The organism is Kitasatospora sp. NPDC093679, from assembly GCF_040683455.1.
Classification (GTDB): Bacteria; Actinomycetota; Actinomycetes; order Streptomycetales; family Streptomycetaceae; genus Kitasatospora; species Kitasatospora arboriphila.
Map to the genome: position 1 here is coordinate 1 of NZ_JBFBDW010000049.1, position 23479 is coordinate 23479.

26 protein-coding genes are annotated in these 23479 nt (G+C 75.8%); 17 read left to right on the forward strand and 9 right to left on the reverse strand.

Annotated features, from left to right (window positions below; all coding sequences use genetic code 11):
* On the forward strand, nt 1–663 hold a 663-nt coding region (efeU, locus tag AB0O09_RS29980), incomplete at its 5' end, for an iron uptake transporter permease EfeU (protein WP_363546874.1).
* Nucleotides 664–733: 70 nt separating this feature from the next.
* Here the strand turns inward: efeU and AB0O09_RS29985 are convergent.
* Both AB0O09_RS29985 and AB0O09_RS29990 read right to left on the reverse strand, forming a co-directional pair.
* Nucleotides 734–1819, reverse strand: a complete 1086-nt coding sequence (locus tag AB0O09_RS29985; protein ID WP_363547011.1) for a Zn-dependent alcohol dehydrogenase — start codon at nt 1817–1819, stop codon at nt 734–736.
* Nucleotides 1820–1888: 69 nt separating this feature from the next.
* The gene (locus AB0O09_RS29990) at nt 1889–3307 is read right to left on the reverse strand and encodes an aldehyde dehydrogenase family protein (protein WP_363546877.1); all 1419 of its coding nucleotides are present in this window, start codon (nt 3305–3307) and stop codon (nt 1889–1891) included.
* Nucleotides 3308–3496: 189 nt separating this feature from the next.
* Between AB0O09_RS29990 and AB0O09_RS29995 the strand changes: the two genes are divergently transcribed.
* The 4 genes from AB0O09_RS29995 to AB0O09_RS30010 all read left to right on the forward strand — a co-directional run bounded on the left by AB0O09_RS29995 (nt 3497) and on the right by AB0O09_RS30010 (nt 7054).
* Entirely contained in the window at nt 3497–4087 is a 591-nt protein-coding gene (locus tag AB0O09_RS29995) for a TetR/AcrR family transcriptional regulator (protein ID WP_363546880.1), read from the forward strand.
* Nucleotides 4088–4226: 139 nt separating this feature from the next.
* Nucleotides 4227–5294 (forward strand): 2-dehydropantoate 2-reductase, encoded by a 1068-nt coding sequence (locus AB0O09_RS30000; RefSeq protein WP_363546882.1) that lies wholly within the window; start codon nt 4227–4229, stop codon nt 5292–5294.
* Between the two features lie 50 nt (nt 5295–5344).
* Entirely contained in the window at nt 5345–5788 is a 444-nt protein-coding gene (locus AB0O09_RS30005; protein ID WP_344624280.1) for an Rrf2 family transcriptional regulator, read from the forward strand.
* 75 nt (nt 5789–5863) lie between these two features.
* Nucleotides 5864–7054, forward strand: coding sequence for a globin domain-containing protein (locus AB0O09_RS30010; RefSeq protein ID WP_363546885.1), 1191 nt, complete (start codon nt 5864–5866; stop codon nt 7052–7054).
* Nucleotides 7055–7151: 97 nt separating this feature from the next.
* Here the strand turns inward: AB0O09_RS30010 and AB0O09_RS30015 are convergent, their stop codons facing one another.
* Nucleotides 7152–8624, reverse strand: coding sequence for an MFS transporter (locus AB0O09_RS30015; RefSeq protein ID WP_363546888.1), 1473 nt, complete (start codon nt 8622–8624; stop codon nt 7152–7154).
* A gap of 148 nt (nt 8625–8772) precedes the next feature.
* Here AB0O09_RS30015 and AB0O09_RS30020 point away from each other — a divergent pair, with 148 nt between their 5' ends.
* Together AB0O09_RS30020 and AB0O09_RS30025 are read left to right on the forward strand one after the other, a co-directional pair.
* Nucleotides 8773–9213, forward strand: a complete 441-nt coding sequence (locus AB0O09_RS30020; protein ID WP_363547013.1) for a MarR family winged helix-turn-helix transcriptional regulator — start codon at nt 8773–8775, stop codon at nt 9211–9213.
* An 11-nt stretch (nt 9214–9224) separates the two neighbouring features.
* On the forward strand, nt 9225–9872 hold the full coding sequence (locus AB0O09_RS30025) for a LysE family translocator (RefSeq protein ID WP_363546891.1): 648 nt from the start codon (nt 9225–9227) through the stop codon (nt 9870–9872).
* A 25-nt stretch (nt 9873–9897) separates the two neighbouring features.
* Here AB0O09_RS30025 and AB0O09_RS30030 read toward each other — a convergent pair whose 3' ends face one another.
* Nucleotides 9898–10257, reverse strand: coding sequence for a UBP-type zinc finger domain-containing protein (locus AB0O09_RS30030; protein ID WP_363546893.1), 360 nt, complete (start codon nt 10255–10257; stop codon nt 9898–9900).
* A gap of 151 nt (nt 10258–10408) precedes the next feature.
* Here AB0O09_RS30030 and AB0O09_RS30035 point away from each other — a divergent pair, with 151 nt between their 5' ends.
* The 4 genes from AB0O09_RS30035 to AB0O09_RS30050 all read left to right on the forward strand — a co-directional run bounded on the left by AB0O09_RS30035 (nt 10409) and on the right by AB0O09_RS30050 (nt 13844).
* Nucleotides 10409–11326, forward strand: coding sequence for a DUF2797 domain-containing protein (locus AB0O09_RS30035; protein ID WP_363546896.1), 918 nt, complete (start codon nt 10409–10411; stop codon nt 11324–11326).
* Nucleotides 11327–11440: 114 nt separating this feature from the next.
* Nucleotides 11441–12280: an alpha/beta fold hydrolase gene (locus tag AB0O09_RS30040; RefSeq protein WP_363546899.1), complete on the forward strand. Its 840-nt coding sequence runs from the start codon at nt 11441–11443 to the stop codon at nt 12278–12280.
* A 124-nt stretch (nt 12281–12404) separates the two neighbouring features.
* Nucleotides 12405–13187 carry an SGNH/GDSL hydrolase family protein gene (locus tag AB0O09_RS30045; RefSeq protein ID WP_363546902.1) on the forward strand — a complete coding sequence of 261 codons (783 nt, stop codon included), beginning with the start codon at nt 12405–12407 and terminating at the stop codon, nt 13185–13187.
* 111 nt (nt 13188–13298) lie between these two features.
* Nucleotides 13299–13844: a ferritin-like domain-containing protein gene (locus AB0O09_RS30050; protein WP_344624288.1), complete on the forward strand. Its 546-nt coding sequence runs from the start codon at nt 13299–13301 to the stop codon at nt 13842–13844.
* Between the two features lie 30 nt (nt 13845–13874).
* Here the strand turns inward: AB0O09_RS30050 and AB0O09_RS30055 are convergent, their stop codons facing one another.
* Nucleotides 13875–14141 (reverse strand): DUF2630 family protein, encoded by a 267-nt coding sequence (locus tag AB0O09_RS30055; RefSeq protein ID WP_363546906.1) that lies wholly within the window; start codon nt 14139–14141, stop codon nt 13875–13877.
* A gap of 190 nt (nt 14142–14331) precedes the next feature.
* Between AB0O09_RS30055 and AB0O09_RS30060 the strand changes: the two genes are divergently transcribed.
* Complete coding sequence (locus AB0O09_RS30060; RefSeq protein ID WP_344624290.1) at nt 14332–14721, forward strand: SCO5389 family protein; 390 nt, start codon at nt 14332–14334, stop codon at nt 14719–14721.
* Nucleotides 14722–14752: 31 nt separating this feature from the next.
* Here the strand turns inward: AB0O09_RS30060 and AB0O09_RS30065 are convergent, their stop codons facing one another.
* The gene (locus AB0O09_RS30065; RefSeq protein WP_363546909.1) at nt 14753–15358 is read right to left on the reverse strand and encodes a TIGR03086 family metal-binding protein; all 606 of its coding nucleotides are present in this window, start codon (nt 15356–15358) and stop codon (nt 14753–14755) included.
* Between the two features lie 76 nt (nt 15359–15434).
* On the opposite strand from AB0O09_RS30065, the gene AB0O09_RS30070 reads away from it, so the two are divergent.
* Both AB0O09_RS30070 and AB0O09_RS30075 read left to right on the forward strand, forming a co-directional pair.
* On the forward strand, nt 15435–16175 hold the full coding sequence (locus AB0O09_RS30070; protein ID WP_363546912.1) for an alpha/beta fold hydrolase: 741 nt from the start codon (nt 15435–15437) through the stop codon (nt 16173–16175).
* A 35-nt stretch (nt 16176–16210) separates the two neighbouring features.
* A complete protein-coding gene (locus AB0O09_RS30075; protein WP_363546914.1) occupies nt 16211–17155 on the forward strand; it encodes a carbohydrate kinase in 945 nt (314 codons plus the stop codon).
* 96 nt (nt 17156–17251) lie between these two features.
* On the opposite strand, the gene AB0O09_RS30080 is transcribed toward AB0O09_RS30075, so the two are convergent.
* Nucleotides 17252–17818, reverse strand: a complete 567-nt coding sequence (locus AB0O09_RS30080; protein ID WP_363546917.1) for a DJ-1/PfpI family protein — start codon at nt 17816–17818, stop codon at nt 17252–17254.
* Nucleotides 17819–18060: 242 nt separating this feature from the next.
* Between AB0O09_RS30080 and AB0O09_RS30085 the strand changes: the two genes are divergently transcribed.
* On the forward strand, nt 18061–18852 hold the full coding sequence (locus tag AB0O09_RS30085; protein ID WP_363546920.1) for a tyrosine-protein phosphatase: 792 nt from the start codon (nt 18061–18063) through the stop codon (nt 18850–18852).
* Nucleotides 18853–18868: 16 nt separating this feature from the next.
* On the opposite strand, the gene AB0O09_RS30090 is transcribed toward AB0O09_RS30085, so the two are convergent.
* Complete coding sequence (locus AB0O09_RS30090) at nt 18869–19861, reverse strand: PHP domain-containing protein (protein ID WP_363546923.1); 993 nt, start codon at nt 19859–19861, stop codon at nt 18869–18871.
* 126 nt (nt 19862–19987) lie between these two features.
* Between AB0O09_RS30090 and AB0O09_RS30095 the strand changes: the two genes are divergently transcribed.
* On the forward strand, nt 19988–20896 hold the full coding sequence (locus AB0O09_RS30095) for a diiron oxygenase (RefSeq protein ID WP_363546926.1): 909 nt from the start codon (nt 19988–19990) through the stop codon (nt 20894–20896).
* Between the two features lie 19 nt (nt 20897–20915).
* Here AB0O09_RS30095 and AB0O09_RS30100 read toward each other — a convergent pair whose 3' ends face one another.
* Nucleotides 20916–21710, reverse strand: a complete 795-nt coding sequence (locus tag AB0O09_RS30100) for a VIT1/CCC1 transporter family protein (protein ID WP_363546929.1) — start codon at nt 21708–21710, stop codon at nt 20916–20918.
* Nucleotides 21711–21855: 145 nt separating this feature from the next.
* Between AB0O09_RS30100 and AB0O09_RS30105 the strand changes: the two genes are divergently transcribed.
* Entirely contained in the window at nt 21856–23352 is a 1497-nt protein-coding gene (locus AB0O09_RS30105) for an MFS transporter (protein WP_363546932.1), read from the forward strand.
* Nucleotides 23353–23479 lie beyond the last annotated feature (127 nt).

Genomic DNA, 23479 nt, shown 5'->3' on the forward strand with positions numbered 1-23479 from the left:
AGCTTCGAGGCGCAGGAGGCGCTCGGCGGCTCGCTGTCGATCGTCGCGGTCGGCCTGGTCACCTGGATGGTCTTCTGGATGCGCCGCACCGCCCGGCACCTGAAGGCCGAACTGCACGGCAAGCTGGACGCCGCGCTGGCGATGGGCACCTTCGCCCTGGTGGTGACGGCCTTCCTCGCCGTCGGCCGGGAGGGCCTGGAGACGGCGCTGTTCATCTGGACGGCCGTCCAGGCGACCAGCGACGGCGTGCGGCCGCTGGTCGGCGCGGTCCTCGGCCTGCTCACCTCGGTGGTGCTGGGCTGGATGTTCTACCGCGGCGCGCTGAAGATCAACCTCGCCAAGTTCTTCACCTGGACGGGCGCGATGCTGGTCGTCGTCGCGGCCGGCGTGCTCGCCTACGGCGTGCACGACCTGCAGGAGGCCGGCTGGATCCCGGGCCTGACCAGCCAGGCCTTCGACATCTCCAGCACCGTTCCGAAGGACAGCTGGTACGGCACCCTGCTGAAGGGCGTGTTCAACTTCCAGCCGGACCCGACGGTGCTGCAGGTCTCGGTCTGGGCCGCCTACCTGGTGCCCACCCTCTTCCTCTTCCTCCGGAAGTCCGGCACCCCGGTCCCCAAGCCGGCCCCGGCCCCCGCGACGGCCGGGAAGCCCGCCGCCTGAGGCTCCCGGGCGCCGTGAAGGTCCCGTACCCCGTCGGGGTGCGGGACCTTCCGCGTCGTACCGGGCGGTGTCAGTGGTCGAAGAGCACCAGGGAGCGGCCGCCGCGGCCTGCCGCCATCCGTTCGAAGGCGGCCGGGATGTCCTCCAGGGAGATCCGGTCGGTGATCAGTGCGTCCAGGTCGAGCCGGCCGCTGCGCACGTGCTCGGCGAGCACCGGCACCGTCTCGTCCGGGTCGCAGTTGCCGTACACGCAGGCGGTCAGGGTGCGGGCGTAGTGGAAGAGCTCCAGGGCGGAGAACGAGACCGTGTCCTCCTTGCCGCCGATGCCGACCACGGTCGTCCGCCCGCCGCGGCGGGTCGCGGACCAGGCCGAGCGGATCGCCGTGCCACGGCCGACGCACTCGAAGGCGTGGTCGGCGCCGCGGCCGCCGGTGAGCTCCCGGACGGCCCTCGCGGTGGAGTCGCCGGCGAGCAGGAACCCGGTGGCGCCGTGCCGGCGGGCCAGTTCCTCCTTCTCCGGGGAGACGTCGACGGCGACCACCGGCGAGGCCCCGGCGAGGCGGGCAGCCTGCAGCACCGCCAGGCCGATCCCGCCCAGCCCGTACACCACCACCGACTCCCCCACCCGCACCCGGGCCGCGCTGTGCACGGCCCCGTAGCCGGTGAGGACGGCGCAGCCGAGCAGGGCGGCGGAGGCCAGCGGCACGTTGGCGGGCAGCGGCAGGACGGCGCGCCGGTCGACGACCGTCTCCTCGGCGAAGGCGCCGACGCCGAGGCCGGGGTGGAGCGGGGTGCCGTCCGGGAGGGTGGCGTAGTGGCCGGTGGACGCGGCGCCGGAGTTGTCGCACAGCCAGGGCTCGCCGATCGCGCAGGCCGGGCAGGCGCGGCAGGCGGGGGCCCAGTTGAGGACGACCGGGTCGCCGGGCGCCACCCCGGTGACCTCCTCGCCGACCGAGACGACGGTGCCCGCCCCCTCGTGGCCGAGGACCAGCGGGAGGGTGGCGCGGAGCATGCCGCGGCCGATCGACAGGTCGGAGTGGCAGACGCCGGCGGCGGCGAGGCGGACGCGGACCCGGCCCGGTCCCGGGTCCGGCAGGTCGATGTCGGTGATCTCGAGCGGGGCCCCGGCGGAGCGCAGGACGGCGGCGCGGACCATGGCGGTCACCTCGGTGGTCTTCTCGGCGTGTTCGGACGGGGACGGGTGGGCGGGCGGGGCGGGCGGCGGTCAGAACTGCAGGGACTTGGTCTGCAGGAACTCCTCCAGGCCGTGCCGGCCGAGTTCGCGGCCGACGCCGGAGTTCTTCCAGCCGCCGAAGGGGGCGAGCGGGTTGAAGCGGCCGCCGTTGATGTCGACCTGGCCGGTCTCCATGCGGCGGGCGAACGCGGCGGCGCTCTCCTCGTCGCCCGCCCACACGGCGCCGGCGAGGCCGTACTCGGTGCCGTTGGCGAGCGCGAGGGCGTGCTCCTCGTCGTCGTACGGCAGCACCACCAGCACCGGGCCGAAGATCTCCTCCTGCACCGCGCGGGCGTCCGGGGGGAGGTCGGCGAGGACGGTCGGGCGGACGTAGTAGCCGCGCTCCAGGCCCTCGGGGGCCCCGGGGCCGCCGGCGACCAGCCGGGCGCCGTCGGCGAGCGCGCCGTCGATGCACTCCCGGACGCGCTCGCGCTGCCGGGCGCTGACCAGCGGTCCGACCCGGGTGGCCGGGTCGGCCGGGTCGCCGGGCGCGTACTTCGCGGCGGAGGCGGCGGCGATCGCCAGGGCCTCCTCGTACTGGTCGCGGTGGACGAGCAGCCGCGTCCAGGCGGTGCAGGTCTGGCCGGAGTTGGCGAAGACGTTGGCCAGGTTGACGTTGACGGCGCGGGCCAGGTCCGCGCCGGGCAGGACGACGCTCGCGGACTTGCCGCCGAGTTCCAGGGAGACCTTCTTGATGCCGCGTCCGGCGCTCTCGCCGATGGCGCGGCCGACCGCGGTGGAGCCGGTGAAGGAGACGACGTCCACGCCGGGGTGGGCGGCGAGCGCGGCGCCGACCACCGGGCCGAGGCCGGTCACCAGGTTGAAGACGCCCGGCGGCAGGCCCGCGCCGTCGACGATCCGGGCGAACAGCCGGGCGATCAGCGGGGTCTCCTCGGACGGCTTGAGCACCACCGTGCAGCCCGCCGCGAGGGCCGGGACGACCTTGGCGACGATCAGGTGCAGCGGGTAGTTCCACGGCGTGATCGCGGCGACCACCCCGGCGGGCTCCGCGTACACCGTGGAGTTGCCGACCTTCTCGTGGAAGGCGTAGTCGGCGAGGACGTCGAGGTAGGCCGAGGCCACCGCGATCGGGGTGCCGGCCTGGACGGCGTCGGCGAAGCCCGCGGGGGTGCCGAGTTCGGCGGTGACGGTGGCGGCGATCTCCGCGCGGTGGGCGGCCAGGCCGTCGCGCAGCCGGGTCAGGGCGGCGAGCCGCTCCTCGCGGCTGCTCGCCGCCCAGCCGGGTGCGGCCGCGCGGGCCGCGGCCACCGCGGCGTCGACCTCGGCGGCGGTGCCGGCCGGGACGGTGGCGATGGGCTGCTCGGTCGCCGGGTTGAGCACCACGATGGTGTCCGGCCCGGCGGCGGGCCGCCAGCCGCCGCCGATGTACTGGTCCGCGTAGTGCTCCACCCGATGCTCCTCGGAGTCCGCTCCGGATTTAACTAGCAGTGGTAGTTAACTTGCGGGTAGCCCTCCGGCGCAAGAGCACGGCCCGGTACGGCACGGCGCGGCACCGCGGGTGACGCCCCCTCACGCCCGGGCACCGGGCGAACGGCCACCACCCCGTGGCGCCCCCGCACGCCTGTAGGGTTGGGCCGCATGAACGCCCGAACAGCCCCCGCCACAGCGGCCTCCCGCAGGTCCGAGGCCCGGGAGAGGCTGCTCGACACGGCCGCCGGACTGTTCTACGCGGAGGGCGTCCAGGCCGTGGGCGTCGACCGGCTGATCGCCGAGGCCGGCGTCACCAAGGCCACCTTCTACCGGCACTTCCCCGGCAAGGACGAACTCGTCCTCGCCTACCTCGGCCGACGCGACCGGGCCGTCCGGGAACGGCTCGCGGCGGCCGCGGCGGCATCGCCCGATCCGCGCGCCACCCTCGCCGTCCTGGTGGCGGCCCTCGCCGACGAGGTCTGCGGGCCCGGCTTCCGCGGCTGCCCGTTCATCAACGCCGCCGCCGAGTACCCCGATGCCGACCACCCCGTCCGGCAGCTGGTCACCGCCCATCGCCGCTGGTTCCGCGGCGCGCTCGCGGACCTGCTCGCCGCCTGCGGCCACCCCGACCCGGTCGGCGGGGCCGCGGCGCTGCTCCTCCTGCGCGACGGCGCCATGGTCGCCGGCTACCTCGACGGCACCGAGACCCGCGACCGCATCACCGCCACCGCCACCGCCCTCCTCGGCCCACTCCCCTGACCGAGCCCGACGGGCGCTCACCGGGTGCCCCGGACACCCCGGGGGCGCCGGGGGGGTGCCGCCTGCGGGTTCCCGTGGGTGCGGCCAGCGCCTAGGGTGCTCGGCACACCGTCCGTTCCCCCGCCGGAGGATGACTGCCGTGACGTCCACCCCGCCCACCCCGCCGTCCGGGCGGCTGCGGATCGCCGTGCTCGGCGCCGGCAGCATCGGCTGCCACCTGGGCGGCCTGCTCGCCGAGGTCGCCGACGTCACCCTGATCGGCCGTCCGGCCGGGATGGCGGTGGTGCGCGAGCACGGCCTCACCCTGACCGGCGGCGGCCGCCCCACCGTCCGGGTGCCCGCCGGGCACCTCCGCACGGCCACCGACCCCTCCGGCGCCGAGGGCGCCGACCTCGTGCTGGTGACGGTGAAGTCGGCCGCGACCGCGGAGGCCGCCGCCTCCGTCGCGGGGGTTCTCGCTCCGGGCGCCGCCCTGGTCAGCTTCCAGAACGGCCTGCACAATCCGGCGCTGATCAGGTCGGCCGTCGGTGCGGACCACCCGGTGGTGGCCGGCATGGTCCCGTACAACGTGCTGCAGACCGCGCCGGGCACCTTCCACCAGGGCTCGGGCGGGGCACTGATGATCGACGACCGGCCGGCCGGCGCCCCGCTCGCCGGGGCGGCCGCGGCGGCCGGTCTGACGGTGGAGCGCCGCGCCGACATGCGCGAGGTGCAGCACGGCAAGCTGCTGATGAACCTGAACAACGCCGTGAACGCCCTCGCCGGCGTGCCGCTGCGCGAGGAGCTCGGGCAGCGGGCGTTCCGCCGCTGCCTGGCGCTGTGTCAGCGGGAGGCGCTGGCGGCGATGCGGGCGGAGGGCGTGCACCCGGCCCGGCTGGGCGTCCTGCCGACCGCGCTGATGCCCCGACTGCTCGCCCTGCCCGACGGCGTGTTCCGGCGGCTGGCGGCGGCGACGCTGAAGGTGGACGCCGAGGCCCGGTCGTCCACCTGGGAGGACCTGCAGCGGGGCCGCCGGACGGAGATCGACAGCCTGCAGGGCGAGGTGGTGGCGATGGCCGGGCGGCACGGTCTGGCGGCGCCGGCCAACGCCCGGCTGATCGAGCTCGTCCGGGAGGCGGAGCAGGCCGGGCCGGGCAGGGCGCGGGTGTGGGCGGGCGTCGAGCTGCTGGCGGAGCTACAGGCCTCCCGACCTGCGGGAACGCGATAGCGGGGACCCCAAAGACGAATCCGAGATTCGCATTAGATAGTCTTCCGGATGTGAGGCTGACGAAGGGCACCGACATCGCGCTCCGCATCGCCATGCGGCTGGCCGTGCTGGACGAGGCGTCCAACCCGACCACCCGTGAGGTCGCGGCGGCGATGGAGGTTCCCTACACCCACGCGGCCAAGGTGGTGAGCAGGCTTCAGCACCTCGGCGTGGTGGAGGCGCGCCGGGGCCGCAGCGGCGGCCTGGCGCTCACCCCGGCCGGCCGCACCGGCTCGCTCGGCGCCCTGCTGCGCGAACTGGAGGGGATCGGCGACGTGGTGGGGTGCGAGGACGACCCGCCGTGTCCGCTCCGGTCGTCGTGCCGGCTCCGCGGGGTGCTCCGCCAGGCCCAGGAGGCGTTCTTCGCGGTGCTCGACCCGCTCTCGGTCGAGGACCTGGTCGCGTCCCCGACCGGCCCGGTCCTGCTGAGCCTCTCCGTCCGTCCGCCGGACTGATCCGTTCCACCGGCACGGCCCGCCCGTTCCCGTCCCGCAAAATACGAAGATCAAATACCGATTAAGGAGCCGTCCATGCTGTCCCCGCAGAACGCCCCGGTCGTCGAAGCCACCCTGCCGGTCGTCGGCGCCGCCGTCGGCGACATCACCGCACGTTTCTACGAGCGACTGTTCGAGGCCCACCCGGAGCTGCTGCGCGACCTGTTCAACCGTGGCAACCAGGCCAACGGCACCCAGCGGCAGGCGCTGGCCGGCTCGATCGCGGCGTTCGCCACCGCCCTGGTCGCCCACCCCGAGCAGCGGCCGGACGCGATGCTCGCCCGGATCGCCCACAAGCACGCCTCGCTGGGCGTCGCGCCGGAGCAGTACCCGGTCGTCCACGAGCACCTGTTCGCGGCGATCGTCGAGGTGCTCGGCGAGGCGGTGACCCCGGAGGTCGCGGCGGCCTGGGACGAGGTGTACTGGCTGATGGCCAACGCGCTGATCGCGCTGGAGAAGGGCCTGTACACCGGGGCCGGCACCGGACCGGAGGCGCTGTGGCGCCCGTACACCGTGGTCGCGCGGCTGCTGGAGACCGACGACGTGGCGACCTTCCTGGTGCGGCCCGCCGACGGCGGCCCGCTGCCGGCCACCACCCCGGGCCAGTACGTCTCGGTGCAGGTCGAACTGCCGGACGGCGCCCACCAGATCCGCCAGTACAGCCTCTCGGGACAGCCGGACGGCGCCCTGCAGTTCTCGGTCAAGCGGGTGGCGGGCACCCCGGACGGCGAGGTCTCCAACCACCTGCACGCGCACGTCGGAGCCGGCGCGACCCTGCTGCTGAGCCCGCCGTTCGGCGACGTGACGCTGGCCGAGGGCGACGGCCCGGTGCTGCTGGCCTCCGCGGGCATCGGCTGCACCCCGATGATCGGGATGCTCTCGCACCTCGCGGCCGCCGGCAGCACCCGGCGGGTGATCTCGGTGCACGGCGACCGCGACCAGCTCGCCCACGCCTTCCGCGCGGACCTGCAGCAGCTCACCGCCAAGCTCGCGGACGCCGAGGCGCACGTCTTCTACGAGCAGCCGGCCGGCGAGTGGCCCGCCGAGCGCACCGGCCTGGTGGACCTGGCCGGCGTGGAGGTCCCGGCCGGCACCACCGCCTACCTGTGCGGGCCGCTGCCCTTCCTGCGCTCCGTCCGCGGGCAGCTGATCGCGGCGGGCGTCCGCCCGGCCGACGTCCACTACGAGGTCTTCGGCCCCGACCTGTGGCTGGGCGCGGAGGCCTGACGCCCCCTCACCCCCGCAGCTCCCCACCGCCGCGGGCCGGCACCCCTCCGGCAGGGGGTGCCGGCCCGCGGCGCACCGGCCGCGCGGCCGGTCGCCCTCAGGACTGCGCGGCGGGTGCGGCGGCCCCGTCCTGCTGCGCGTCCACGGCCGGAGCGGTCGCCCCGCCCGGCACGGTCCGCCCGGGCCGGCCGGGCACGGCGAGGGTGACCAGGGCGGCGAGGACGGCGGTGCCCAGGCCGATCGCCAGGCCTGTCCGGAAGCCGTTCTCGGAGGGCAGCCGGACCGGGCCCGTCGCGACCGTCATGTGCGAGAGCACCACACCGACCACCGCGGCGGAGGTGGAGGTGCCGATCGACCGCATCAGGCTGTTCAGGCCGTTGGCCGCGGCGGTCTCCGAGGCGGGCACGGCCGACATGATCAGCGCGGGCATCGCGGCGTAGGCGAAGGCCACGCCGGCGCCGATCACGCAGGAGAAGAGCACCATGCCCCAGACGTGGTGGGTCAGCCCGAGCGAGAGCGCGTAGCCGGCCGCGATCACCAGCGCGCCGATCAGCAGCGAGACCTTGGGGCCGCGGGCCGCCGAGATCCGTGCGGAGAACGGCGAGACGGCCATCATCACCAGGCCGGACGGGGCCGTGCACAGGCCCGCGACCACCATCGAGCGGCCGAGGCCGTAGCCCGTCCCCTCGGGCAGCTGCAGCAGCTGGGGGACGATCAGCGACATCGCGTACATCGCGAAGCCGATCACCACCGAGGCGAGGTTGGTCATCAGGACCTGGCGGCGGGCGGTGGTGCGCAGGTCGACCAGCGGGCTGCCGGTGCGCAGTTCCCACACGCCCCACAGGAGCAGCACCGCGGCGGCGGTGCCGAACAGGCCGAGGGTGGTGCCGCTCGCCCAGCCCCAGTCGCCGCCCTTGGAGACGGCCAGCAGCAGGCTGAGCAGTCCGGCGGAGAGGCCGACGGCGCCGACCAGGTCGAAGCGGCCGCCGGAGCGCACCGGGGACTCCGGCACGAGGGCCACGACCAGGGCGATCACCAGCGCGCCGATCGCGGCGGAGGCCCAGAACAGCACGTGCCAGTCGGCGTGCTGGGCGACGACGGCGGCGAGCGGCAGGCCGAGTGCGCCGCCGATGCCGAGCGAGGAGCTGACCAGGGCCATCGCCGAACCCATCCGCTGCGGCGGCAGTTCGTCGCGCATGATGCTGATGCCGAGCGGGATGACGGCGGCGGCGCAGCCCTGCAGGGCGCGGCCGACGACCATGGGGACGAGGCCGCCGGCGAGCGCCGGGACGAGGGAGCCGATCACCATCAGGGCGAGGCTGGCGAGCAGGACGCGGCGTTTGCCGTACATGTCGCCGAGCCGGCCGAACACGGGGGTGGCGACGGCGCCGGCGAGCAGGGTGGCGGTGATCGCCCAGGAGGCGTTCGCGGGTGTGGTGCCCAGCAGTTCCGGCAGGTCGGGGATGAGCGGGACGACGAGCGTGTTCATCAGCGAGACGGCGATGCCGGCGCCGGCGAGGACGCCGATGATCGCGCCGCCGCCGCTGCGCGCGGTGGGGGGTGTGCTCAAGGGGGGCTCCAAGTCACGGGGGTGCGATATGCATCGTACATACGATATGCATCATGCACATAAGATTGACTGGAACCGACGATCACGGCGACGGAGCGACGAGGAGGACGTTGTGCACGAGGAGCTCGGCGACCTCGAACGCGAACTGATGCTGATCGGTCGCCACCAGGCGATGGGCTCGCTGCGCGCCGACCCCGGCGGCCGCCTGGAGCGCAGCGCGTACACCCTGCTCAGCCGGATCGAGGCCGAGGGGCCGATGACCATCGGTCAACTCGCCGAGGCCTTCGGCTTGGACACCTCCACGGTCAACCGGCAGACCGCCGCGATGCTCCGTCAGAACCTCGTCGAGCGCATCCCCGACCCGGCCGGCGGCATCGCCCGCAAACTGCGCATCACCGGGGAGGGGCTGCGCCGGCTGCACCACGACCGCGAGTGGTCGCTCAACGGCCTGGCCTCCGTCCTGGCGGACTGGCCGCAGGACGAGGTCGCCGCCCTCGCCCGGCTGCTCACCCGGCTCAACCGCAGCATCGAGGGCAAGGAGGGCCGCAGCTGGCCCCGCCCCGGCGACCGGGGAACGGCCGACCGATAGGCTCACCGGGCATGGACAACGCCACCGCCCTCTGGTCCTTCGCCCTCCTGGTCGGCCTGCTGACGCTCACCCCCGGCCTCGACACCGCCCTCATCCTGCGCACCGCCGTCCTCGGCCGCCGCCGCCGCGCCTGGGGCGTCGTCCTCGGCATCCAGACCGGCACCCTCGCCTGGGGCGTCCTCGCCTCCGCCGGCGCCACGGCGGTGCTGACCGCCTCCCACCTCGCGTACGAGCTGCTGCGCTGGGCCGGTGCGGCCTACCTGCTGTGGATGGGCGGCCGCATGATCCGCGACTCCTGGCGGCGCGAGCCCGCGGGCGACACCGCCGGCGCCGCGGACCCGGCGGACACCGGCGAGCGCGACGCCTTCGGCGCCGGCTGGCGGCGCGGGGCGCTCACCAACCTGCTGAACCCCAAGGTCGGCGTCTTCTACATGGCGCTGCTGCCGCAGTTCGTTCCGCCGGGCGCCCCGCACCTGGCCTTCGGCACGCTGCTCACCTGCGAGCACATCGTGCTCGGCACGCTCTGGTCCGCGGTGCTGGTGGGCTTCGCCCGGGTCGTCCGCCGCCGGCTCGCCGGGCCGACCGCCAAGCGCGTCCTCGACCGGATCACCGGCGGTGTGGTGGCCCTGTTCGGCCTGCGGCTCGCCCTCGGCGACTGAGGCACCCGCTTCGGTCCGCCGGCCGTCAGTGCAGCCTGCTCCGCCAGTCCGTGGGCACCTTGTCGGACGGGCCCGGCGAGGCCTGCTCCTCCGGCCGGGAGAGCGGCGGCGCCAGGTCCGGCCCGTTGTAGTACTCGCCGGTCTCGGTGTTCCAGAACCAGTCCTCACCCGGCTCGAAGCTGGTGATGAACGGGTGTCCGCTGTCCCGGGCGTGCCGGGTGGCGTGCTGGGACGGCGAGGAGTCGCAGCACCCGATGTGCCCGCACTCGGCACACCGCCGCAGGTGCAGCCACCAGCCGGCGTCCTGCCCGGCCAGGCACTCGGCGCACCCCTCGCCGCTCGGCACCGCCGACGGGTCGATCCCGGAAATCCGCTGCTCCGCCATGCCGCCGCCTCCTTCGGCTCGCCCTCCCCCGCGCCTTAGACCGTACGCCCGCGCACCGACCCCCGCAGCGGGGTGGCCGCGGGGCACGCGGGCCGTCCCGGCCTGTCAGTGGCGTCTGGTGAGATGGGTGCGGCGACGAGGAGGGTGCACGGTGGACGGGCAGGCGGGGTGGCGCTGTACGGGGCTGCACTGGCGGGACGGGCAGCCGGTGCTCGGTGCGGTGCGCGGCGGCCGGCACCACGAGCGGGTGGTCACCGCGGGCACGGCGGTGAGCTGGCGGCTGCACGGCCCGCGGTACTGCTCGGGCCCGTGGCTGGCCGGCGAGACGGAGCAGCGGCCGTGCCCGCACCGGGCCGAGATCGATCCGAACGGCGGCGCGGTGCTCTGCCCGCCGTGCCAGGCGGTCGACCGGGGGCTGGCGCTCGCGCGGGACAGGATCCTCGACGACGGCCGGACGTACCTGCTCTACCTGGCCTGGTTCGGCGGCGACCTGGCCAAGGTGGGGCTGACGGCGGAGCAGCGCGGCCGGGCCCGGTTGCAGGAGCAGGGGGCTCCGGTGTTCACCGTGGTGGCCCGCGGTCCGCTGCCGGCGGTGCGCCGGGCGGAGTTGACGGTGTCCGGGGCGGGGCTGGCGCGCGAGCGGTTCGGGGTGCGGGCGAAGGCGGAGCAGTGGTGGCACCTGCCCGGTCCTGCGGAGCGGGCGGCGCGGGTGGCCGAGCTCCGGGCGGCGGTGACCGGGTTGCTCGCCGGGCATCCGGTGGAGCTGTTCCCGGCGGGCGAGGTGGTGGACCAGGTCGGCCTGTTCGGGCTGGTGGACGGTCCGCCGCGGGTGTACCGCGAGGTGGTGGCGGTGGCGGACGGCGCCACGATCGGCGGCACGCTGCGGGCGCCGATCGGACGGCAGCTGTTCCTGGAGCAGGCCGGTGGCGATGAGCCGCTGCTGCTGCTGGACGCCCGGCGGCTGACGGGCTGGGGGCTGTCGCCGGCTCCGTCGGGGCCCTGCTCGGGGGTGGAGGTGCGCGCGCACCGGCGGCCGCCGGCCCCGGACGCCCAGTCGGCGCTGTTCTGAGGGGTCGGGCCCGGCTCCGAGGGATCGGGCACGGCGGATCCGGCGGATCCCTTGCGGGGTTTGCTACCGGTCGGTAATTCTTGCTGACATTCCGTCCCACAGAGGAGCGTCCGCATGTCCGCCGAGGTCACCTTCGCCCTGCCCTCCCCGTACGGCCCGCGCACGGCGACGGTGCGCTACCACCGGGAGGGCTCCGGCAGCCCGCTCCTGCTGCTGCACGGCATCGGCCACCACTGGCAGGCCTGGAGCCCGGTGCTGCCCGCACTCGCCGCCCGGCACGAGGTGGTCGCCGTCGACCTGCCGGGCTTCGGCACCTCGCCGGCGCTCCCGGACGGCGTCCCGTACGGCCTGGAGGCCGCCGTCCCGACCATCGGAGCGTTCTGCGCCGCGCTCGGGATCGAGCGTCCGCACGTGGCGGGGAACTCGCTCGGCGGCCTGCTCGCCCTCGGCCTCGGCCGGGCCGGACTCGCCCGCTCGGTCACCGCCCTCTCTCCCGCGGGTTTCTGGACGGAGCCGGAGCGCCGCTACGCCTTCGCCGTGCTGGCCGGGATGCGCCTCGGCGCCCGGACGCTGCCGCGGTCCGCGGTCGAACGGCTGGCGCGCTCCGCCGCGGGCCGCGCCCTGCTGGTCAGCAGCATCTACGCCCGGCCGGGCCGGCGTTCGCCCGAGGGCGCGATCGGCGAGACGAGGGCGCTGCGCGAGGCGACCGGTTTCGCGCCGACGCTGGCCGCGGGCCGCAGCGTCCGCTTCACCGGGGACGTGCCGGGCGTGCCGGTGACCATCGCCTGGGGCGCCCGGGACCGGCTGCTCGTCCGCCGCCAGGGCCTGCGGGCGCTGCACGAGATCCCCGGCGCCCGCCTGGTGCGGCTGCCGGGCTGCGGGCACGTGCCGATGAGCGACGATCCGGAGCTGGTCGGCCGGGTGATCCTGGACGGCTGCGCGGCCGCGGCCTGAGGCCCCCGGAGGCGTCCCCGACGGCCGGGTGGCACGCCCGGCCGCGGGGGGTGGCGGAGATCACGCTCTGCAACGGGCCACCTACGGTGGCGTAGGTCACTTCAGAGGGTGAACCATCGGCACCATGCCTGATCCACTGGAGACCTTTGACCCCACTTCCTACGTTGCCCTCGGCGACAGCTTCACCGAGGGCCTGAACGACCCCGGCCCCGACGGCCGTTACGCCGGCTGGGCCGACCGGCTCGCCGGGATGCTCGCCGACCGCCGGCCGGACGGCGACTTCCGGTACGCCAACCTCGCCGTCCGCGGCCGCCTGCTCGACCAGATCGCCGCCGAGCAGGTGCCCGAGGTCCGGCGGATCGCGCCGGACCTGGTGACCTTCTGCGCGGGCGGCAACGACATCCTGCGCCCGGGCAGCGACCCGGACGAGGTCGCCGAGCGGTTCGAGTCGGCCGTCCTGCAGCTCCGCGAGAGCGCCGGGACGGTGCTGGTGTGCACCGGCTTCGACACCCGCACCGTGCCGGTGCTGCGCCACCTGCGCGGCAAGATCGCCACGTACAACGGCCACATGCGGGCGATCGCCGACCGCAACGGCTGCGCGGTCGCCGACCTGTGGTCGCTGCGCTCGGTGCACGACCGCCGGGCCTGGAGCGAGGACCGGCTGCACCTCTCGCCCGAGGGCCACCAGCGGGTCGCCCTGCTGGCCGCCCGCTCGCTCGGGCTGCCGGTCGAGCAGGACCCGGAGGCGCCCTGGCCTCACCGCCCCGAGCCCACCCCGGCCGAGCAGCGCCGCGAGAACCTGGCGTGGGCCCGGACGTACCTGATCCCGTGGGTCGGCCGCCGCCTGCGCGGCGAGTCCTCGGGCGACCACGTCGAGGCCAAGCGCCCCGAGCTGCTGCCGCTCTGAGCACCCGGCGACCGGGGCCGGCCCCCGCACGGGGCCGGCCCCGGTTTCCCTCCGCGGACGTCCGGCATACCGTCGGTCGTGACGGACCGCCCGCGCACAGGAGGCACCGCCATGGCCGACAGCTTCGCCGTCGACGTGACCCGCATCAGCCGCGAGGCGCTGCGCACGATGGCCACCGAGCCCGGAACCGCGCCGCACCTGGACGAGGAGCGGGCCGTCAGCGTGCTCAACGACGTGATCGCCACCGAGGTGGTCGGCTGGCTCCGCTACACCCGGGACGCCCTGGCCGCCGCCGGCGGGGGCCCCGAGTCCGGCCGGGCGGCCGCGCTGCTGACCGCGCACGCCGAGCAGGGCATGCGGCACGCCGTCGCGGTGGCCGAGCGGATCACCGCACTGGGCGGGCGCCCCAACTTCGACCCGGACACCCTGGCGCAGCGCGCCCACACCGACTACTCGGTGCCAGCGGACGCCGCGCTGACCGCCACCCTCGACCGCAACCTGCGGGCCGAGCGGATCGTCCTCGCGACCTACCGGGAGATCGCCGACTGGTTCGGCGACCGCGACCCCGACAGCCGCGACCTGCTGCACACCCTCGCCGCGGACGTGCGGCGCAACGCCGCGGCGCTGGAGGACCTGCTCCGCACCCGCGGCGGCTGACCGGCCCGGGGCTCCGGAGCGCCCCGGGGTTCAGGACTCGTACCGCTCGACCTCCTCGATGCTGCGCACCGCGGCGAGGTCGGGGTCGTCCCCCGCGTCGGCCCGTGCCCGACGCTGCCGGAGCAGGTCCCAGCACTGGTCGAGCTCCGCCTCCAGCTCGCGCAGCCGCTGCCGCTCGCTGGCCGGGTCGATCCGTCCTTCGGCCAGCATCGTCCGCAGCTCGCGTTCGGCCGCGACCATCTCACCGATCCGGTCCAGGATCCGCCGGTCGGTGCCGCCACTCGTGTGCTCGTCCACCGGGACACCTCCTCGCCCCCAGCCTAGGAACGGCCGGTGTGCGGCGCGACCCGGCACCCGTTCGGCGCAGCGTCGGCTTGACAGGCCGTCAAGCGGTGTTCAGGATGGCGCTTGCTGGAAATGACTTTCACTTTCAGAATCTGGCGAACCACCGTCCCCGACCGACCCCGCACAGCCGAGGAGCACCCGCATGTCCCTGAACGTCCCCGCCGCCCTGCTGGAGAAGGCCGAGCACGGCGAGGTGGAGGAGGCGGAGTTCGTCGAGACCGTCCGCACCTCCCTGCCGTACGCCTACCGCACGGTCGCCGAGCTCAGCGGCGAACTGCAGGACTCCCCCGCCGAGTTCGCCGACAACACCACCGCACCGACGGACGAGGAGCGCGGGCAGCTGCTGCGCGCCATGGCCAGTGACGCCATCCGCGGCAGCCTGGAGCGGCACTTCGGCGTGCGGATCGCCTTCCAGAACTGCCACCGGGTGGCGGTCTTCCGCCCCGGCGCCGAGCGGACGGAGGCGTACGCCCGGTTCACCTCGGCGCGGGCGCAGCTGCTCAACCAGGTGCCCGGTCTGCGCAGCTGCTGACCCGCGGGCCGGCGGCGCCGGCCGCGCCCGGTCAGCCGCCCGTGTGCAGCGGGTCGGCCGGGTCGCGGCCGGCGAGGCCGAGCAGCCTCGCCTGCGTGTCGGCGTCCTCGGGCACCGGCACGGCCGGGCCGAACACCCCGGAGGAGGAGAGGTCGCCGCCGTACGCCTGGAGCTCGGCGAACGCGAACTCGGCGGCCGCCCCGTCCATGGCGAGGTCGGCGCCGACGCCGACGGCCAGATCCCAGGCGTGGATGATCGCGTCGACCGTCATCTCCCGGCAGTAGCCCTCGGCGGGGCGGTCGCCGTACGAGAGCGCGACGGTCCGCCCCAGCGCGCCGGAGGCGTCGAAGGCGGCGCGGGACGCCTCGGCGGCGGCCGTCCAGGCCGCCACCGGGTCGTCGCCGAGCACGTCGCCGTCGAAGCGGTCGCCGACCTCCGCGACCGTGCGGCCCGCCAGCAGCGGCGGCACCCACAGGTGCTCGGAGGTGAGGTGGCCGACCAGGTCGCGGACGGTCCAGTCGGTGCAGGGCGTCGGCGCCTCCCAGGCGTCGTGGGCGGCGGCCCTGCGCACGTGCCGGCCGAAGGTGTCCTGCGCGTCGGCGAACAGCTTCAGCACGGCTTCCGGTTGCTCTGCCATGCCTCCACCCTTCACCCGATCGGCCGGCCCGGCACCCCGGAGGAACCGCCCGGCCGCCCCGGACGTCGCCCGGTCCGTGGAACGCTCCCCCTCCGAGGGCCGCCGGCCCCGACGATTCCCGGTCGACGCCGACGGCGAGCGGCTCGCCGCCGTCGCCCTCGCACCCGACGCCCCGAACGGGCTCACCGCCGTCGCGCTGCACGGCGCGGGCGACAGCGACAGCGGCCCCCTGCTGCCGCTGCTCGGCGACCTCGCCGCACGGGGTTGCCGCGCCCTCGCCCTGGACTTCTCCGGGCACGGCGCGAGTTCCGGACGACTCGCGGACCTGTCGCTGGAGCGCCGGCTGCGGCAGGCCGCCGCCCTGATCGACCGGCACGCCGACGGCGAGGGGCTGGTGCTGGTCGGATTCAGCATGAGCGGGCAGACGGTGGCCGATCTGACGGCGCGGTACGGGCCGCGGGTCCGGGCCGTCGGGCTGTGCGCCCCGGCGGTGTACGCGCGGGAGGCCTGGCCGGTGCCCTTCGGCGCGGGCTTCACCGGGATCATCAGGCGGCCCGGCGGTTGGCGGGACTCGGCGGCGCTGACCGCGCTGGAGTGCTTCGGCGGGCGATCGGTGCTGGCCGTGCCCGGCCGCGACGAGGTGATCCCCGCCGAGGTGACCGCGGCGGTCGGGCGGGCACTGGCGGCGCGGTCCGACCACCGGCGGCTGGAACTGCCGGACGCCGCCCACCGGCTCGGCCGATGGTTCGGCGAACACCCGGTGCCGCGGCGGCGGTTCGTCGCCGCGCTGCTCGACGGGGCCGCCCACCCGGCATGATGGCCTCCTCACCGCCGCGCCCAGGAGGTCCCGCCGTGCCCAGCAGTCCGGTCCGCGTCACCGTGATCGGCGAGTGCGTCGCCGACGCCTTCACCGATGCGGCCCTGAGCGGGCCCGGCGAACTGGCCCTGCGGGTGCACCCGGGCGGCGGGCCGGCCAACACCGCGGTGGCACTGGCCCGGCTGGGCACCCCGGTGGCGTTCCGGGCGCGGCTGGCGGACGACGTCTTCGGGCGGCTGTTCCGGGCCCAGTTGGCCGGCTCCGGGGTCGACCTGTCGGGCTGCGTGGCGGCGGCGGAGCCGAGCACCCTGGCGGTCGCCGAGGTGGACGGCGAGGGGCGGGCCAGCTTCTCGTTCCACGCCGAGGGCACGGCGGACTGGCAGTGGACGGAGGCCGAGCTGGCGGCCGTGCCGCCGGCCGGGCCGGTCTGCGTGCACACCGGCTCGCTGGCCCTGGTGCGGGACCCGGGCGGGCCGGCGATCGAGGCGTACCTGGCCCGGGCCGCGGCGGCCGCGACGGTGTCGATCGACCCCAACGTCCGTCCGCTGCTGGTCGATCCGGCGGTCTACCGGGAGCGGCTGCCGCGCTGGTGCGCGCTGGCGGACGTCCTGCGGCTGAGCGCGGACGACGTCGGCCACCTCTTCCCGGAGAGCGGGGTGGAGGCGGTCTGCGACCGGTTCCACGAGGACGGCGTGCCGCTGGTGGTGGTGACGCTCGGCCCGCAGGGCGCGCTGGCCTCGCTGAACGGGGAGCGGATCGCCGTACCCGCCCGGCGGGTGGAGGTGGTGGACACCGTCGGCGCCGGGGACGCGTTCACGGCCGGGCTGCTGCACCGACTGGACGCGCAGGGCCTGCTCGGCGGACGGCTGGACGGGCTCACGGTGCCCGCCGTGGCCGAGGCGTGCCGCTTCGCGGCCGAGGTGGCGGCACTGACCTGCGGTGTCGCCGGGCCCAACCCGCCCTGGGCCGATCGGCTCTGACGGCCGGCCGGCCGATGCCCGGGCCCCGACGCGGGGCGGCCCGCCGGCCCGGTGCCGGCGGGCCGCCCCCGGAGTCTCCGGGCGGGGCGGGTCGTCCTACTCGACCGGCGCCTTCTCGCGCAGCACCTCGACGAAGGCGCGCATCCAGGCCGGGTGGTCGGGCCAGGCGCGGGCCGAGACCACGACGCCGTCGACCACGGCCTCGCCGTCGACGAAGTCGGCGCCGCCCGCCTCGACGTCCGGCTCCAGCGCCGGGTAGGCGGCCGTGGTGCGGCCGTTGAGGGTGCCGCCGACCAGGGTGATCAGCGGGCCGTGGCAGATCTGCGCGACCGGCTTGTCCTCCTGGAAGAAGTGCGCGGCGATGCGCTGCACGTCGGCGTTGTTGCGGAGGTACTCGGGGGCGCGGCCGCCGGGGATCACCAGGGCCACGTAGTCGGCCGGGTCGACGTCGGCGACGGCGAGGTCGGCGGGCCAGGTGTAGCCGGGCTTCTCGGTGTAGGTGTCGAAGCCGTCCACGAAGTCGTGCACCACGAACTGCAGCGTCTTCTTGGCGGGCGCGGCGATGTGCACCTCGTACCCCTCCTCGCGCAGCCGCTGGTAGGGGTAGAACACCTCCAGCGACTCCGCCGCGTCACCGGTGACGATCAGGATCTTGGCTGCCATGTCCGGCGGTACCGTCCTTCCTCCGCCCACCCTGTGTGAGCCCCGACACACACTGCCGCCTGACGGTCCGTGGGGCAATGCGGCGCGCGAGGCACGGACGGCACGCGCCCGGTACGCCGGTGTGCGCCCCCTGCGCGCCCCACCGTCGGCCGGCGTCCGCCCGGCCGGACGCGCTCCGCGAGCGACCGGTCACGGCAGGGCCTAGCGTGCAGATGAGTCGCGTCCCCTGCCGGGAGGTAGCCATGCAGTGCTCGCAGATCGTGCGCTCCAGCACCGTCGCCAACCTGCGCGACCTCGGTGGCATCGCGCTGCCCGGCGGCCGGGTCCGCCAGGGCCTGGCGTTCCGCTCCGGCGGCCTCGACCGCCTGGACCTCACCTGCGACCCGGCCTTCGCCGCCCTCGGCGTGCGGACCGTCGTGGACCTGCGCACCGAGCGGGAGCGCACCGCCCGCCCCGACCGGGTGCCCGGCGGGGCGCACCTGCTGGTCGCCGACGTGATGGCCGACCCGGCGGGCACCGGCACCGCCGCCCGGCTGGCCCTCGCCTTCGCCGACCCCGCGCTCGCCAACCGGGAGTTCCGCGGGGGCCGGGCCGCCCGGGCGCTGGCCGCGGACTACCGCTCCTTCGTGACGGCCGAGTCCGCCCGGCAGTCGTACCGCCAGCTGCTGACCGCGCTCGCGCACCGGGACGGCGGTCCGGTGCTGTTCCACTGCACCGCGGGCAAGGACCGCACCGGCTGGGGGGCGGCGCTCGTCCTGCTGCTGCTCGGCGCGGACGACCGGACGGTCACCGACGAGTACCTGTCGGTCGGTGTCGCGGTGCAGGCCGCGTTCGCACCGGTGATCGCGGAGTTCACCGCCGCGGGCGGCGACCCGGAGATCGCCGACGCGGTGTTCGGCGCGCACCCCGCGTACCTGGAGGCGGCCCGGCAGGCGGTCGAGGACGGCTGGGGCGACGTCGAGAGCTACGCCCGCGCCGGGCTCGGCATCAAGGACGAGACCCTCGGCCACCTGCGGGAGCGGCTCACCGTCTGAACGCGCGGCACAGCCGTCAGGCGGCCGTCCAGGCGAGCAGTTCCTCGGCCGGGCGGGTGTTGACGATCCGCTCCGGCTCCAGCCCCGCGTCGGCGGCGCGGGCGCAGCCGTACTGCTGCCAGTCGAGCTGGCCGGGGGCGTGCGCGTCGCTGTCGATCGCGAAGACGCAGCCGGTGTCGATCGCGAGGCGCAGCAGCCGGGTCGGCGGGTCGCGGCGGTCGGGGCGGCAGTTGATCTCGACGGCGGTGCCGGACTCGGCGCAGGCCGCGAAGACCGCCTCGGCGTCGAACTGCGACTCGGGGCGGGTGCGGCCGCCGACCAGCCGGCCGGTGCAGTGACCGAGGACGTCGACCAGCGGGTTGCGGACGGCGGCGAGCAGACGGCGGGTCATCGGGGCGCGCTCCATCCGCAGCCTGGAGTGGACGGAGGCGACGACCAGGTCGAGTTCGGCCAGCAGGTCCTCGTCCTGGTCCAGTGAGCCGTCGTCGAGGATGTCGCACTCGATGCCGGTGAGCAGCCGGAAGGGCGCGAGTTCGCGGTCGAGGGCGGCGACCACCTCCAGTTGCTCGCGCAGCCGTTCGGCGCTGAGGCCGCGGGCGACGGTCAGCCGGGGCGAGTGGTCGGTGAGGACGGCCCAGGCGTGGCCGAGGTCGCGGGCGGTGCGGGCCATCGCCTCGATCGGGCTGCCGCCGTCGGACCAGTCGGAGTGCAGGTGGCAGTCGCCCTTGAGGGCGGCCCGCAGTGCGTCGGCGCCCTCGGCGAGCGGCCCGGCGCGTTCCTCCAGTTCGGCGAGGTAGCCGGGGACGCCTCCGGCCGAGGCCTCGGCGATCACCCGGGCGGTCTTCGGGCCGACACCGGGCAGCCGGGCGGCCCGGGCGGCGTCGACCGGCCCGGCGGGCAGCGTGCGGGCGGCCTCGGCCGCGGTGCGGAAGGCCTTCACCCGGTACGGGGAGGCGTCCTCGCGCTCCAGCAGGAAGGCGATGCGTTCCAAGGCCGCGACCGGCTCCATGGGACCAGTGTCGCCAAAGCCGGGCCGACCCGCGCGCGACCCCTTGTTGACAGACCGTCTAACTGGTTCACTGCTCCCGTCGGTGCAGCCGATCCCGAACGCCCCCGACCCCACCGGAGCCGACCGATGCGCGACACCGCCCCCGCCCCGCACGCCGACCGCCGCGAACAGAACGCCGCCCGGCTGCTGCGCGCCTCCGCCCGCCACTCCTTCGACCCGCTGACCGAGATCGACTGGGACGCGCCGATCGACCCGGACCACTTCGCCCTGCCGCAGCACCGCGTCACCCTCTACGGCACCCCGCTGTGGGAGTCCCTGACGCCGCGCCAGCAGGCCCGCCTCAGCGTCCACCAGCTGGCCTCTGCGACCGCGGCCGGCATCTGGTTCGAGCTGGTGCTGATGGAGGGCCTGATCCGGCACGTCTACGAGGGCGACCTGACCACCCGGCACGCGCAGTACGCGCTGACCGAGGTCGCCGACGAGTGCCGGCACTCCACCATGTTCGCCCGGTACATCGCCGCCACCGGCTACCCGTCGGCCCGGCCCTCGGCCAAGGCGCACCGGCGCGGCAAGCTGCACTTCCTGCTGAACGACACCGCGATCACCTTCGCCGGCGCGATCTTCGTGGAGGAGTTCACCGACGCGATGCAGCGGGAGATGGTCCGCGACGAGTCGCTGCAGCCGCTGGCCCGGGCGGTGGCACGGATCCACGTCGTCGAGGAGGCCCGGCACATCGGCTACGCCAAGCCCGAGCTGGAGCGGATCTGGGCGCGGATGGGCCCGGCCCGGCGCGCGGTCTTCCGGCGCGGCCTGCTGGTGCTGGCCCGGCTCGCCGTCGCGGAGCTCGTCCACCCCCGGGTGTACGCCCTCTCCGGCCTGGACGTCCGCGCGGCGGAACGCGCCGCCGCGGCCAACGAGCACTGGCGGCTGGCCCGCGTCGACTGGGCCCGCAAGGCGCTCGCGTTCTTCACCGACCTCGGCGTGGTCGACCACCGGACGGCCCCGCACTGGCGCCGCGCCGGCCTGCTCGACTGAACCCCGCCGCCCGTCCGGGTCAGAGCACGGCGTCGCCGGCCACCGTGCCGAGCGCGTAGGTGACGGCCGAGGCGGCGGCGACGATGAGCAACTGCCGCACGGCGGTGCGCACCGCGCTGCGGCCCGAGCCGAGGCCGAGGGCGGCGCCGACCGCCAGCGAGGCCAGGGCCGTCACCGCGGCTGAGGCGGCGACCGCGGCGGTGCCCTCGGTGACGAACCACGGCACCAGCGGGACGAGCGCACCGAGCGCGAAGAGCAGCAGCGAGCTGGCCGCGGCCACCGCGGGCGAGCCGGCGTCCTCGGCGCCGACGCCGAACAGGATGCGCAGGCTGGTCTGCCGGGCCGTCCGGCCGGCCGACACGACGCCGCGGGTGGCGCGGACGGCGGTGACCGGGTCGAGGCCCCGCTCGCGCAGGCTGCGGGCCAGGTGGGCCATCACCACCGGCGGGGAGTGCCGCCACGCGTCCTGCAGCGAGGCCTCCATCCCCTGGGCGACCTCGCGCTGGCCGCGGACCGACACCCATTCGCCGGCCGCCATCGACAGCGCCCCGGCGACCAGGCTGGCGAGCCCGGACAACCGCACGGTCGCCGCGTCCACGGAGGCCCCGGCGATGCCGAGGATGAAGCAGAGGTTGGTCACCAGGCCGTCGTTCACCCCGAGGACGGCGGCCCGGATCCCGCCGCCGGCGACCCGCCCGGCGGTGCGGCCGATCGCCGCGAGCTCCGCCTCGGCGGCCTCGTCGTCCTGGCGGGTACGGGCGGCCGGGTCCCAGCCCGGCGCGATGGCGGCCCAGTCGGGGCCCGGGGCGGACATGCGCCCAGCGTAGGTGCTCACCGGGCCGCCGCCCCGGAACACCGCGGCGCACGGCCGGTCGCGGTGCGGGGCGCCGCGGGCACGGCGGGTGGCCGCCGGGCGGTGGGGGGTGCAGAAGGGGCCGGGTGCGGCGCAGGATCGAAGGATGAGCGGCGATCGGACGGCACAGGCGATCCGGATGGGCACCCCGCGGGCGCGCTGGGTGCTCCTGGCGACGGTCCTCGGCTCCGGCATGGCGATGCTGGACGGCACGGTGGTGAACGTGGCGCTGCCACGGATCGGTGAGGACCTCGACGCCTCGCTGGCCGCCCTCCAGTGGACGGTCAACGCCTACCTGCTGACCCTGGCGGCGCTGATCCTGCTCGGCGGCTCGCTGGGCGACCGGTACGGCCGGCGACGGGTCTTCCTGATCGGCGTGGCCTGGTTCGCGGCGGCCTCGGCGATCTGCGCGGCGGCACCCACCATCGAGGTGCTGATCGCGGCACGGGCGCTGCAGGGCATCGGCGGGGCACTGCTGACACCCGGTTCGCTGGCCATGCTGCAGGCCGTCTTCCACCCCGACGACCGGGGCGCGGCGGTCGGCGCCTGGTCCGGACTGGGCGGCGTGGCCGCCGCCGTCGGACCGTTCCTGGGCGGCTGGCTGGTCGACGGCCCGGGCTGGCGGTGGATCTTCCTGATCAACGTGCCGGTCGCGGTGGCGGTGATCGCGGTGGCCGGCCGCCACGTGCCGGAGACCCGCGACCCCGACCGCTCGGGACGGTTCGACGTGCCGGGCGCGGTGCTCGCCGCCCTCGCCCTCGCCGGGGTGACGTACGCGCTGACCGACACGAGCAGCCCGTTCGCACCGGTCGCCGGCCTGCTGGGGGTGCTCTTCGGGGTGGCCTTCGTCCTGGTGGAACGGCGGGCCGAGGAGCCGATGCTCCCGCTGGAGCTGTTCTCGTCCCGGCTGTTCACCTCGGTGAACCTGGTGACCCTGTGCGTGTACGGCGCCTTCAGCGGCGTCTTCCTGCTGCTGACCGTGCAGCTCCAGGTGGTGTCCGGGTTCAGCCCGCTGACGGCTGGGGTCGCGCTGGTGCCGATCACCGTGCTGATGCTGTCCTTCTCCAGCCGCGCGGGCCGCCTGGGCCGGGCCGTCGGACCCCGGCTGCCGCTGTTCCTCGGGCCGGTCATCTGCGCGGCCGGCGTCCTGCTGATGCTGCGGATCGGCCCTGACGCCTCCTACTGGGCCGACGTGCTGCCCGCGGTGACGGTGCTCGGCTGCGGGATGACCCTGCTGGTGGCGCCGCTGACGGCGACCGTGCTCGCGGCGGTGGACGTGCGGCGGGCCGGCATCGCGAGCGGCGTCAACAACGCGGCGGCCCGGGCGGCGGGCCTGCTGGCGGTCGCGGCACTGCCCGCCCTGGCAGGCCTCAGCGGCAACGCCTACCGGGTGCCGGCCGAGGTGGACGACGCCTTCGAGACGGCGATGACGATCTGCGCCGGGCTGCTCGCGGCGGGCGGGCTGCTGGCGCTGGCGACCGTGCGCAGCGACGCCCTGGAGCCGGAACGGGAGATCGCCGAGCCGAACTGCGGCTGGCGCTGCGACACCACCACCCCGCCCATCGACCCCGGCCACCCCGCCAGACGCACCGACCCCGGATGACCACGCGCAAAGGCGCTCACCCCGGGGCGCGGGGAACTGCAGCGGCTCACCCCGGGGGCGCGTGGGGGCACCTCCCGGCCGAAGGCCGGGGGAGAACTGCGCGATCCGGGTGCGGGCCGCTCCGCAC

What these genes read in the sequence shown, in the direction of transcription:
- AB0O09_RS30025 (WP_363546891.1), top strand. Translation starts at nt 9,225, where the DNA reads ATGGACAACGCCACCGCCCTCTGGTCCTTCGCCCTCCTGGTCGGCCTG.
- AB0O09_RS30105 (WP_363546932.1), top strand. Translation starts at nt 21,856, where the DNA reads ATGAGCGGCGATCGGACGGCACAGGCGATCCGGATGGGCACCCCGCGG.
- AB0O09_RS30090 (WP_363546923.1), bottom strand. Translation starts at nt 19,861, where the DNA reads ATGGAGCCGGTCGCGGCCTTGGAACGCATCGCCTTCCTGCTGGAGCGC.
- AB0O09_RS29995 (WP_363546880.1), top strand. Translation starts at nt 3,497, where the DNA reads ATGAACGCCCGAACAGCCCCCGCCACAGCGGCCTCCCGCAGGTCCGAG.
- AB0O09_RS30030 (WP_363546893.1), bottom strand. Translation starts at nt 10,257, where the DNA reads ATGGCGGAGCAGCGGATTTCCGGGATCGACCCGTCGGCGGTGCCGAGC.
- AB0O09_RS30040 (WP_363546899.1), top strand. Translation starts at nt 11,441, where the DNA reads ATGTCCGCCGAGGTCACCTTCGCCCTGCCCTCCCCGTACGGCCCGCGC.
- AB0O09_RS30020 (WP_363547013.1), top strand. Translation starts at nt 8,773, where the DNA reads ATGCTGATCGGTCGCCACCAGGCGATGGGCTCGCTGCGCGCCGACCCC.
- AB0O09_RS30080 (WP_363546917.1), bottom strand. Translation starts at nt 17,818, where the DNA reads ATGGCAGCCAAGATCCTGATCGTCACCGGTGACGCGGCGGAGTCGCTG.
- AB0O09_RS30050 (WP_344624288.1), top strand. Translation starts at nt 13,299, where the DNA reads ATGGCCGACAGCTTCGCCGTCGACGTGACCCGCATCAGCCGCGAGGCG.
- AB0O09_RS29985 (WP_363547011.1), bottom strand. Translation starts at nt 1,819, where the DNA reads ATGGTCCGCGCCGCCGTCCTGCGCTCCGCCGGGGCCCCGCTCGAGATC.
- AB0O09_RS30085 (WP_363546920.1), top strand. Translation starts at nt 18,061, where the DNA reads ATGCAGTGCTCGCAGATCGTGCGCTCCAGCACCGTCGCCAACCTGCGC.
- AB0O09_RS30095 (WP_363546926.1), top strand. Translation starts at nt 19,988, where the DNA reads ATGCGCGACACCGCCCCCGCCCCGCACGCCGACCGCCGCGAACAGAAC.
- AB0O09_RS30100 (WP_363546929.1), bottom strand. Translation starts at nt 21,710, where the DNA reads ATGTCCGCCCCGGGCCCCGACTGGGCCGCCATCGCGCCGGGCTGGGAC.
- AB0O09_RS30010 (WP_363546885.1), top strand. Translation starts at nt 5,864, where the DNA reads ATGCTGTCCCCGCAGAACGCCCCGGTCGTCGAAGCCACCCTGCCGGTC.
- AB0O09_RS30060 (WP_344624290.1), top strand. Translation starts at nt 14,332, where the DNA reads ATGTCCCTGAACGTCCCCGCCGCCCTGCTGGAGAAGGCCGAGCACGGC.
- AB0O09_RS30045 (WP_363546902.1), top strand. Translation starts at nt 12,405, where the DNA reads ATGCCTGATCCACTGGAGACCTTTGACCCCACTTCCTACGTTGCCCTC.
- AB0O09_RS30065 (WP_363546909.1), bottom strand. Translation starts at nt 15,358, where the DNA reads ATGGCAGAGCAACCGGAAGCCGTGCTGAAGCTGTTCGCCGACGCGCAG.